Below are 11262 nucleotides of genomic sequence, written 5' to 3' on the forward strand. Positions count from 1 at the left end.
ATCTTGGTGTAGCCGCGCTCGTCCATGAAGCCCATGTCGCCGGATTTGAAGAAACCGTCCTTGGTCATCACCTTGGCGGTCTCGTCGGGCCGGTTCCAGTAGCCGGCCATCACCTGCGGGCCGCGGATGCAGATCTCGCCCACTTCGCCGAGCGGCACGTTGTTGCCGTCGTCGTCGCGGATCGCGATTTCGGTCGAAGGCAGCGGCAGGCCGATGGTGCCGGTGAAGTCGGCCGAGCTGAACTTGTTGGCGGTCGCCACCGGCGAGGTTTCGGACAGCCCGTAGCCTTCGCTCACCGGGCAGCCGGTCAGCGCCTTCCAGCGTTCGGCGACGCCCTTCTGCACCGCCATGCCGCCCCCCAGCGTCAGGATCAGCGGCTTGAAGTCGAGCTTGCGGAACTCCTCATTGTTGAGCAACGCGTTGAACAGCGTGTTGAGGCCCGGGAAGATGTGCATCGGGTATTTCGCCAGTTCCTTGACGAAGCCCGGGATGTCGCGCGGGTTGGGGATCAGCACGTTCTGCGCGCCCTGCTGCATGCCCATCAGCGCGTTCACCGTCAGCGCGAAGATGTGATAGAGCGGCAGCGCGCAGATGAAGTTGAGATGCGCCGGCTTGGGCTTCACCGTGTAGGCGTCCTCCACCCACAGCGAATTCTGCGCGACGTTTGAAAGCACGTTGCGATGCAAAAGCACTGCGCCCTTCGAGACGCCGGTGGTGCCGCCCGTATATTGCAGGAAGGCGATGTCGTCGCCGGAAACCGTGGGCGGCTTGAAGGCGATGGTCGCGCCGGTCTTGAGCACGGCGTTGAACTTGACATGGCCGGGCAGCGACCATGCCGGAACCATCTTCTTCACCCGCCGCACGACGAGGTTGACGATGGCGCCCTTGAGGCCGCCCAGCATGTCGCCCATGGCGGCGACGATCACATGCTTGACCGGCGTCCTGGCGATCACCGCCTGCAGCGTGCCGGCGAAGTTCTCGAGGATGACGATCGCCTGCGCGCCGGAATCCTTCAGCTGGTGCTCCAGTTCGCGCGGCCTGTAGAGCGGGTTGACGTTCACCACCGTGTAACCGGCGCGCAGGATGCCCATCATCGCCACCGGATATTGCAGCACGTTCGGCATCATCAGCGCCACGCGCGCGCCCTTCTCCAGGCCTCTCGCCTGCAGATAGGCGCCGAACGCCGCCGACAGCCGCTCGAGCTCGGCATAGGTGATCGACTTGCCCATGCACACGAAGGCCGGCCGCCCGGCGAATTGCTTGCAGGCGCCGACGAGGAACTCGCCGATGGACTTGTAGGGCAGGGCGCCGATCTCGGCTGGCATGTTCTTGGGATAGCTTTTCAGCCACGGCTTTTCCGGCAGGCCGACGGTGAGCTCGGTGATCGCCTTCGGCAGACCCTTGGGGGCAGGCGCGGCGGTCGGCTTGGCGGCCTCCGTTTTTGCGGTGGCCGGCTTGTCCTTTTTGGGGGCCGCAGCCTTGGTCTTTGCCGCTGCTGGTTTGGCGGCTGCCTTGGCAGGCGCTGCCTTGGCGGCCGTCTTCGTCTTCGGCGCGGCGGCCGCCTTCACAGCCTTGGGCGCATCGCTTTCGGCGGCGGCCTTGGCCTTTGCTTTCGCCGGGGCTGTCGTCTTGGATGCTTTTGCCACCTGTCTCTCCCTGTCGCCTTCTTGTCTGGCGCCGCCTCCGAAAGAAGCGTCCCTCCACGCCGGTCCGGATTTTCCGGGAAATCCCGCCCATCGTCTATGTATTGCCTCTATCCGCGACCGTGCAAGCCTTGCCCCTGCGGCAACACGGGGAAAGATTTGCCGTCGAATTCCCGTGCTTCGATCGCCTCCCGCATCGTGCCTGGGCGGCGGGCGATCTTGGGCAGGCATGCCTCGCGCCGCCATTTCGAAAGATGGCCAATCAATAAAAAACTTCCATCGTTAATAATGTCGTGAGAAGAAAAAACTACTCGTTTTTTCCGATATTTGAGCAAAGGCTAGATTCTTTTCCTGCTTCCCATGGGGTATGCAAACCAGGTGTTCCAAAGGCGAAGAAACGGTGCTTATATGCGCCCTTCGCGAGCCTGATAGAGGGGCTTGAGAGAACATCAGGGAGTGCTCAATGAAAAAGACAATGGCTTTTGCAGCCGCGTTGCTGGCTGCAAGCGTCCTCAGCGGCATGGCCAGTGCCAAGACGCTTGTTTATTGCTCGGAAGCGTCGCCGGCCAATTTCGATCCCGGTACGACGACCGGCGGTAACGACTTCGACGCGTCTTCGCGCACTGTCTATTCGCGACTGGTCGAATTCAAGCACGGTGGCACCGAGATCGAGCCTGGTCTTGCCGACAAGTGGGAAATTTCCGACGACGGCCTGGTCTATACTTTCCATCTGCATCCGGGCGTGAAGTTCCAGACCACCGACTATTTCAAGCCGACGCGCGACCTCAACGCCGACGACGTCGTCTTCTCCTTCGATCGCCAGTTCAACAAGCAGAATCCGTGGAACGGCGACAAGTACCTGCCGAACCTCACCTGGGACTATTACACCGGCATGGACATGCCGAAATATGTCGCCAAGTGGGAGAAGGTCGACGACCTCACCGTCAAGCTGACGCTGACCGAGCCGAACGCGCCGATGCTGGCCAATCTCGGCATGGACTTCGCTTCGATCGTGTCGAAGGAATATGCCGATCAGCTCGAGAAGGAAGGCAAGATGGCCGACTTCTCGACCAAGCCGGTCGGCACCGGTCCGTTCCAGTTCGTCGACTACCAGCTGGATTCGGTCATCCGCTACGCGGCCAACCCCGACTACTTCAAGGGCAAGGAAAAGATCGACGATCTCGTCTTCGCCATCACGCCTGACGCGACCGCTCGCATCCAGAAGGTGCTGGCCGGCGAGTGCGATGTGACGGTCTATCCGAACCCGGCCGACATCGCCACCATCAAGGCCAACAAGGACGTGACCCTGATGGATCAGGCCGGCCTGAACATCGGCTATATGAGCTACAACACCACGATCCCGCCGCTCGACAAGCCGGAAGTGCGCCATGCGCTCAACCAGGCGATCGACCGGGAGGCGCTGATCAAGTCGCTGTTCCAGGATGCCGGCGCCACGCCGGCCGAAAACCTGATCCCGCCGACCATGTGGTCGTGGAACAAGGATGTGAAGACCGACGCCTACAATCCGGAAGCGGCCAAGAAGGTGCTCGAGGCTGCCGGGCTGAAGGAAATCCAACTCTGGGCTTCCGACCGCGCCCGTCCCTACAATCCTAACTTCCAACGCGCCGCCGAGCTGATCCAGGCCGACTGGGCCAAGGTCGGCGTCAAGGCCAACATCGTCAACTACGAGTGGACGAAGTACCGCGAGGAAGGCAAGAAGAAGGACCGTCCCGGCGCCTTCCAGGTCGGCTGGACCGGCGACAATGGCGACCCGGACAATTTCTTCGCCACCCTCTTCGCCTGCTCGGCCATCGGCGTCTCGAACTATTCGAGCTGGTGCGACAAGGACTTCGAGGATCTGATCCAGAAGGCCAAGAAGACCAGCGACCAGGCCGAGCGCACCAAGCTCTATGAGCAGGCGCAGGTGATCTTCGCGAAGGAAGCGCCCGCCTTCCTGCTGGCCCACAGCCAGGTCTACGCGGTCGTTCGCAACAACGTCACCGGCTTCAAGATGGACCCGCTCGGCATTCACCGTTTCGACGGTGTTGACAAGTCCGAGTAATATTTGCGAACGGGGCGGCGCGAATTCGCGCCGCCCCGTTTCGACTTGACGATGCTCCGATATCTTCTCAACAAAATCGCCCTCCTGATCCCGACCCTGGTCGGCATCACCATCTGCGCCTTCGCGTTTGTCCGTCTGCTGCCCGGCGATCCGATCCTCGCCATGGCCGGCGAGCATGGCGTCGCCCCCGCCCGCTACGAAGAGCTCAAGGAACAGTTCGGCTACAATCTGCCGATCTGGCAGCAGTACGCGCGCTATGTCGGTGAGGTCGCCACCGGCGATTTCGGCGTCTCCATCTCGTCCAAGCGCCCGGTGCTGGAGGAGTTCAAGACGCTCTTCCCGGCGACGTTGGAACTGTCCTTCTTCGCCATGGTCTTCGCCATGGTCATCGGCATTCCCGCCGGCATCTTCGCCGCCGTCAAGCGCGGCTCATGGTTCGACCAGTCGCTTATGGGTACCGCGCTTGTCGGCTATTCGATGCCGATCTTCTGGTGGGGCCTGCTGCTCATCATCTTCTTTTCCGGCTATCTCGGCTGGACGCCGGTGTCGGGCCGCATCGGCCTGCAGTTCTTCTTCAAGCCGATCACCGGCTTCATGACCATCGACAGCCTGCTCTATGGCAAATGGGATGCCTTCCGCTCCGCGCTCAGCCACCTGGTGCTGCCGTCGATCGTGCTCGGCACCATTCCGCTGGCGGTGATCGCGCGCCAGACGCGCTCGGCCATGCTCGAGGTGCTGGGCGAGGACTATGTCCGCACCGCCCGCGCCAAGGGCCTTTCGGCGGCGCGCGTCATCGGCGTGCACGCGCTGCGCAACGCGCTGATCCCGGTCGTCACCACGATCGGCCTGCAGGTCGGCACGCTGCTCGCGGGCGCCATCCTCACCGAGACCATCTTCGCCTGGCCGGGCATCGGCAAATGGATGGTCGATTCCATCTTCAAGCGCGACTATGTCGTCGTGCAGTCGGGTCTGCTTTTGATCGCGCTCATCGTCATGGCGGTGAACCTCATCGTCGATGTGCTCTATGCCGTCATCAACCCGCGCATCAGGGCAGCGTAGATGAGCCAGACCGAAATCGCCCCGATGGCCGCCGGCAGCCCGGATCGTCTCACGGGCCTGAAAACCTTCTGGCACTATTTCTCCGTGAACCGCGGCGCCGTCATCGGCCTGTTCGTGTTCGTCCTTCTGGTGCTCGCAGCACTTTTCGCGCCGCTGCTCGCGCCTTACGCGCCCGACATTCAGGACAAGGCCGCGTTCCTCAGGCCGCCCGCCTGGCAGGAAGGCGGCTCGACGCAATATCTGCTCGGCACCGACCCGGTCGGCCGCGACATCCTCTCGCGCCTGCTCTATGGCGCCCGCTTCTCGCTGCTGATCGGCGCGGTTGTCGTCACTCTGGCGCTCACCGGCGGCATCACGCTCGGCCTGCTCGCCGGTTATTTCCGCGGCTGGGTCGACGTCGCGATCATGCGCGTCATGGACCTGATCCTGGCCTTCCCGTCGCTGCTCTTGGCGCTTGTGCTGGTCACCATCCTCGGCCCGGGTCTGTTCAATGCGATGCTGGCGATCGCGCTGGTGCTGCAGCCGCATTTCGCGCGCCTGGTGCGCGCCGCCGTGATGGCCGAGAAGAGCCGCGAATATGTCGTGGCGGCGAAGGTCGCGGGCGCCGGACATCTGCGTTTGATGCTCGCCACCATCCTGCCCAACTGCCTGGCGCCGCTGATCGTTCAGGGCACGCTGTCCTTCTCCAACGCCATTCTCGAGGCGGCCGCTCTCGGCTTCCTCGGCCTCGGCGCGCAGCCGCCGACACCGGAATGGGGCACGATGCTTGCCTCGGCGCGCGAGTTCATCCTGCGCGCCTGGTGGGTGGTGACCTTCCCGGGCCTCGCCATCCTCATCACCGTGCTTGCCATCAACCTGATCGGTGACGGCCTGCGCGACGCCCTCGATCCCAAGCTCAGGAGGTCGTGATGGCGCTGCTCGACATCCAGAACCTCGTCGTCGAGTTCCAGACCGCGTCGGGCCCGTTCCGCGCCGTCGACGGTGTCTCGCTCCACGTCGACGAGCGCGAGGTGCTCGCCATCGTCGGCGAATCCGGCTCCGGCAAGTCGGTCTCGATGCTGGCCGTGATGGGCCTCCTGCCTTGGACGGCCACCGTCACCGCCGACCGCATGAGCTTCAACGGCCGAGACCTTTTGAAGATCAGCCCGGCCGACCGCCGCAAGATCATCGGCAAGGACATCGCCATGATCTTCCAGGAGCCGATCGCCAGCCTCAATCCCTGCTTCACCGTCGGCTTCCAGATCGAGGAAGTGCTGCGCTTCCATATGGGCATGGACAAGGCCCAGCGCCGGGCGCGCGCCATCGAGCTTTTCAAGCAGGTCGGCATCCCCGATCCGGCTGACCGGCTCAATTCCTTCCCGCATCAGATGTCGGGCGGCCAGTGCCAGCGCGTCATGATCGCGATGGCGATCGCCTGCAATCCGAAGCTCCTGATCGCCGACGAGCCGACCACGGCGCTCGACGTCACCATCCAGAAACAGATCCTCGATCTGCTGGTCTCGCTGCAGGCCAAATATGGCATGGGCCTGATCATGATCACCCACAATATGGGCGTGGTGGCCGAGACCGCGGACCGCGTCATCGTCCAGTACAAGGGCCGCAAGATGGAAGAGGCCGACGTGCTGTCTCTGTTTGAATCGCCGAAGAGCAACTACACGCGCGCGCTGCTTTCGGCGCTGCCGGAAAACGCCGTCGGCGACCGCTTGCCGACCGTCACGGACATGCTGTTCGAGGCCGCGCCCTCGGGAGCCGGCGCATGACCAAGGTCGTCGAAGGCAAGGACATCAAGCGCGACTACCATGTCGGCGGCGGCCTGTTCCGTGGCGCCCGCACCGTGCATGCGGTGAAGGGCGTGTCCTTCAGCGTCGAGAAGGGTAAGACGCTGGCGATCGTCGGCGAGTCCGGCTGCGGCAAGTCCACGCTCGCCCGCATCATCACGCTGATCGATCCGGCCACCTCCGGCGAGCTCTTCATCGACGGCAACAAGGTCGACATCGCCAGGGACGGGCTCACCAAGGAAATGCGCCGCAAGGTGCAGATCGTGTTCCAGAACCCTTATGGTTCGCTCAATCCGCGCCAGAAGATCGGCGACGTGCTCGGCGAGCCGCTCCTGATCAACACCGACAAGCCGGCCGAGGAGCGGCGCGACCTGGCGATGAAGATGCTGAAGAAGGTCGGACTCGGACCCGAGCACTACAACCGCTATCCGCACATGTTCTCCGGCGGCCAGCGCCAGCGCATCGCCATTGCCCGGGCGCTGATGCTGAACCCGAGCCTGCTGGTGCTGGACGAACCGGTCTCGGCGCTCGACCTGTCGGTGCAGGCGCAGGTGCTCAATCTGCTGGCCGACCTGCAGGACGAGTTCCAACTGACCTATGTCTTCATCAGCCACGACCTCTCGGTGGTGCGCTACATCGCCGACGACGTGATGGTCATGTATTTCGGCGAAGCGGTCGAATACGGTCCGCGCGACGAGGTCTTCTCCGACCCCAAGCACGCCTACACCAAGACGCTGTTCGCCGCGACACCGCGCGCCGACATCGCCAGCATCAAGGCGAGGCTGGCGAAGAAGAAGGCGGCGTAGAGGCCTGGGTCGAGGTCGTCTCTCGTAAAGGTGCACCCAACGATAGCGACCGAAAATGTGTGAGTTGCGGTGGTTCTGGAGCTTTCCTGATTTTCACACGACTTGCGATCAGCTACCTTTTCAGCTAGTAGTTCCTGTTTTGTTCCAAGTGGGCTATAATTTCGTGCGGCCTAGGGAGGTTCGATGCTGATTTATCGTCGGACGAGTTTGCTCGAGTCGTCGGCTCAAACCCTCGTCAACACAGTCAATTGCGTTGGCGTAATGGGTAAAGGGATTGCTCGCGCTTTCAAGGAGCGTGAGCCTGAGATGTTTAGCGCTTACAAGCGTATATGCGATGAAAAGCTGCTTGAGCCGGGCAAGCTCTGGCTTTGGAAGGGGTCGGACCAATGGGTGTTGAACTTTCCGACTAAAATTCATTGGCGCTACCCGTCTAAGATTGAGTGGATCGAAGTTGGTCTAAAAAAATTCGTGAGCAATTACTCGCAGCTAGGAATTCGAGAGGTCTCATTTCCTCGTCTAGGCTGCGGCAATGGCGGCTTGGATTGGAATAATGTCCGGCCGCTGATGGAGCATTATCTCGCCGAATTACCCATTCACGTCTATATCCACGACTATACTGTTGACATCGGCCTCCCCGAACACATGGAAACCGTGGCCGACGCTTTGCGCGAGAATTCGACAAGCGTTGAGACTTTCGACTCATTTATCGAGCTGCTAGGCCAAGCGGCTAGTCTGGCAGATTCCAAACTCCTCGATTTGGAAACGCACGAGCATTTGGAAGCCCGTCTGGAAGATGGCGAACTTCACCTCCTACAAGGCAGTCAGAGCTGGACGTTTGATGCCGATGATCTCTGGGGAGTTTGGATCGGTCTGCAGAAGGGGCTTCTGACCCAAGAGAAAGCTGGTTGGTCGGAACGTGACGGTGGGCGCCATCTGTTGTCCCTGATGAGCCTGTTGCCGCATGTTCGACCGGTTCAAATCCAGAGGTTCAATCGGTCGCCAGAACTTGCGCTGGAACTCAACCCATCGACTCGGAGTGGACATTCGGTTCCTCCACAGGCTGAGCCGATAGCGCTTCAATGACGTTAAGCGCCGCATTCGTTGACATGCACATAACGAGGTGGGAAGCGGCACTCACACGACCAGCGTACCCATTCCGGTCCAAATGGCCGAGCCGCCTGTTTCACCACGCGCCGCTCGAAAACGCCGTTCGCATAGTTATCGATGGGAATCTACGTTCAAGGAATGATCCGGCTAACCAGCGTGAACGCGACGTCGCAGCCATGGGCGTCATCGATGCACGACAGCATGCGCACGATTCTGTTCGTCTCTACTTCCGTCCACGAAATCCAACTCAATGGCACATAGAAGGGATCCGGAAGCCTGGTGAGTGCCAGTACGGGGAAGCATCTCACGCGCCCGTGCTGATTATGCTCGTATTCGAAGCACGCCGGGTGCTTTCCCTTCCGGGTGTGAAATTCTGCGACCGCAATATGCAACTGGGTGCGGCAGAGCCGCACGACAATGAAGAGCACTTCGCCGCGATTCCTTTTGACAAGGTATATCACATGGGCGCGACCGGCGGCGACGCATCGATCGCTCAACATCGCTGTGCCGAAGTGCTGGTCCCATCGCCGCTTCCGCTCGATGGGTCACTTCAGTGGATCTATTGCCGGTCGAGCGCGGAAAAGGCGACATTGCTGCATCACCTTGGAGCCTATGGAGAGCAGTGGGCGCCGCGGATACTTATTTCAGACGATCTTCTCGTTTTCGAACGCAATTACGTTTTTGTCGAAGATGTTTCGTTAAGCCGGCGCGGCGTCAGCTTTCGTCTCAATCCGAGACGAGATTTGCAGGCTGTCGATGTTGGTATATCGGTAATCGATAAGCACGGCAACCAAGCAGTTGCGTTCCGAAACAACTCAATGTCTGCAACGCCACCGCGTCCAAGCACCGGTTGGATATACGAATCCGAACTCGTAGACGGACAATATCTCGTCGACGTGTTCCTTGAGGGTCATTTGGCGTTCAGGAGTTTCCTGACCGTCGGCACAGGACTATTCTAATCTCCCTGTCGCCAGTCCGCTCCATGCCAATTCCTGCCGTTCAGAAATGTATACTCGGATGGCCTTTCCGGCGTTGATCACGACAACTTCGCAATGACGGCCCGCAGCGCTTCCCCAAACCGGCGCACTTCCTCGACCGTGTTGTAATGCACCAGCGAGGCGCGGATGGCGCCGCTGTCCATCGACAGGTTCAGCCGCTTCATCAGTCGCGGCGCATACATATGCCCGTCGCGGATGCCGATCTGCATGGCGGCCATCTCCTCGACGATCCGTTGCGGCGAGAGCTTGCCGATGTTGAAGCAGAAGGTCGGCACGCGCTCGTGGATGCGCGCCTCGTCGGCGACGCCGTAGATGGTGGCGCCGCAATCCTTCAGCACCTTCATCATCTCGCGCGCCAGCATAAGCTCGTAGTCGCGGATCGCACCCATGCCGGCGACGATGTTGTCGCGGCGCGAGCGGTTGTTCTGGGCTAAGAAGTTGCGGCCCACCGATTCCAGGTAGCGCACCGCCGCGTCCATGCCCGACACGTTCTCGTAGATGAAGGTGCCAGCCTCGACCTTGTAGGGCGGCTCGTCGGGAATGAAATCCTCGCGGAAGGTCGGCAGCCGCTTCAGCGTGTCGAAGCGGCCCCACAGGAAGCCCATATGCGGCGAGAAATTCTTGTAGCCGGAGCAGACGAGGTAATCGCAGCCCCAGGCCTGCACGTCGATCAGCCCGTGCGGCCCATAATGCACGCAGTCCAAAAACACTTCGGCGCCGGCCGCATGCGCGATCCTGGCCACCGAGGCGACGTCGACGATCGAGCCGATCGAATGCGCCGTCACCGTGCAGGCGACGAGCCGGGTGCGGTCCGACATCAGCGGCTTGAGGTCGTCGACATGCAGATTGCCGTCCTCGCGCATGCGCCACCATTTGAACCTGGCGCCGGCGGATTCCAGCGCCAGCCAGGTGGCGATGTTGGCGTCGTGGTCCATGTCGGTGACGACGATCTCATCGCGCTCTTGAAGCATCTGGCCGATGCCGAGGCTGACCAGGCGGATGAACGAGGTGGCGTTCATGCCGAAGCAGATTTCGGAGGGGCTGTAGGCGTTGATCAGGAGCGCGACGCTTGTCCGGGCTTCGGCGACCGACTGGTCGACCGTGACGCTGCGGCCGTAGCGGCCGCCGCGCTGCACATTGTGCCCGACCAGATGGTTGGTCACCGCGTCGAGCACGCTTTGCGGGATCTGCGCGCCGGCGGCATTGTCCATGAAGATGAAGTCGCCGGCCTGGCTGAGTGCCGGGAACATGGCGCGGATCTTTTCGACCGGGAATGAGGCGGCGCCCTCCTGCGCTTTCGAAACATGGTGCTGGTTCACGAGGCGTCTCCTTCAGGTCATCGATTCAGGTGGGGGATCAGTGCGCGGCGCGGGCCTTGCCGCGCTCTTCGAGGTAGCCGACCAGCCGCACAAGCGGCCACAGGAAGGCGAGGTAGATGATCGCGGCGCCGATCAGCGGCGTCGGGTTGGCCATCAGCGCCTGCGCGTCGGTCGCCTGCTTCAACAGGTCCGGCATCGCCACGACCGAGGCGAGCGCGGTGTCCTTGAAGACGGAGACGCAATTGCTGGTCAGCGGCGGGATGACGACACGGATCGCCTGCGGCAGCACCACCTTGCGCATGGCGACCCAGAAGGGCAGGCCGAGCGCTGCCGCCGCTTCGAACTGGCCTTTTGGGATGTTCTGGATACCGGCGCGGCACACTTCCGCGGTGAAGGCGGCAAGCACCAGCGACAGCGCAAGTGCTGCCGATACGAAGGACGACAGGCGGATGCCGACGAAGGGCAGGGCGTAATAGATCAGGATCAGCAC

11 protein-coding genes are annotated in these 11262 nt (G+C 61.8%); 7 read left to right on the forward strand and 4 right to left on the reverse strand.

Going from position 1 to position 11262, the window contains the following annotated elements; all coding sequences use genetic code 11:
- Positions 1–1646: AMP-binding protein (locus EOD07_RS08630; RefSeq protein WP_127235114.1), on the reverse strand; the 1646-nt coding region annotated here is incomplete at its 3' end.
- 107 nt (positions 1647–1753) lie between these two features.
- The gene (locus EOD07_RS37570) at positions 1754–1978 is read right to left on the reverse strand and encodes a hypothetical protein (protein ID WP_164772132.1); all 225 of its coding nucleotides are present in this window, start codon (positions 1976–1978) and stop codon (positions 1754–1756) included.
- A 128-nt stretch (positions 1979–2106) separates the two neighbouring features.
- Here EOD07_RS37570 and EOD07_RS08635 point away from each other — a divergent pair, with 128 nt between their 5' ends.
- The 7 genes from EOD07_RS08635 (at position 2107) to EOD07_RS08665 (ending at position 9414) form a co-directional block, all read left to right on the forward strand.
- Entirely contained in the window at positions 2107–3705 is a 1599-nt protein-coding gene (locus EOD07_RS08635; RefSeq protein ID WP_040986059.1) for an ABC transporter substrate-binding protein, read from the forward strand.
- Between the two features lie 51 nt (positions 3706–3756).
- Complete coding sequence (locus tag EOD07_RS08640) at positions 3757–4764, forward strand: ABC transporter permease subunit (protein WP_040986058.1); 1008 nt, start codon at positions 3757–3759, stop codon at positions 4762–4764.
- Positions 4765–5673: an ABC transporter permease subunit gene (locus EOD07_RS08645; protein ID WP_127235115.1), complete on the forward strand. Its 909-nt coding sequence runs from the start codon at positions 4765–4767 to the stop codon at positions 5671–5673.
- Positions 5673–6524: an ABC transporter ATP-binding protein gene (locus tag EOD07_RS08650; protein ID WP_127235116.1), complete on the forward strand. Its 852-nt coding sequence runs from the start codon at positions 5673–5675 to the stop codon at positions 6522–6524. Before EOD07_RS08645 ends, EOD07_RS08650 begins: the two co-directional genes overlap by 1 nt.
- Positions 6521–7348 carry a dipeptide ABC transporter ATP-binding protein gene (locus EOD07_RS08655; protein WP_040986056.1) on the forward strand — a complete coding sequence of 276 codons (828 nt, stop codon included), beginning with the start codon at positions 6521–6523 and terminating at the stop codon, positions 7346–7348. Before EOD07_RS08650 ends, EOD07_RS08655 begins: the two co-directional genes overlap by 4 nt.
- Positions 7349–7531: 183 nt before the next feature.
- Positions 7532–8431, forward strand: a complete 900-nt coding sequence (locus EOD07_RS08660; RefSeq protein WP_127235117.1) for a macro domain-containing protein — start codon at positions 7532–7534, stop codon at positions 8429–8431.
- Positions 8432–8454: 23 nt separating this feature from the next.
- Positions 8455–9414 carry a DarT ssDNA thymidine ADP-ribosyltransferase family protein gene (locus EOD07_RS08665; protein WP_245469966.1) on the forward strand — a complete coding sequence of 320 codons (960 nt, stop codon included), beginning with the start codon at positions 8455–8457 and terminating at the stop codon, positions 9412–9414.
- A 77-nt stretch (positions 9415–9491) separates the two neighbouring features.
- Here EOD07_RS08665 and EOD07_RS08670 read toward each other — a convergent pair whose 3' ends face one another.
- Entirely contained in the window at positions 9492–10772 is a 1281-nt protein-coding gene (locus EOD07_RS08670) for a cysteine desulfurase-like protein (RefSeq protein WP_127235119.1), read from the reverse strand.
- 37 nt (positions 10773–10809) lie between these two features.
- Positions 10810–11262: ABC transporter permease subunit (locus EOD07_RS08675; protein ID WP_127235120.1), on the reverse strand; the 453-nt coding region annotated here is incomplete at its 5' end.

Source organism: Mesorhizobium sp. M2C.T.Ca.TU.002.02.1.1, from assembly GCF_003997225.1.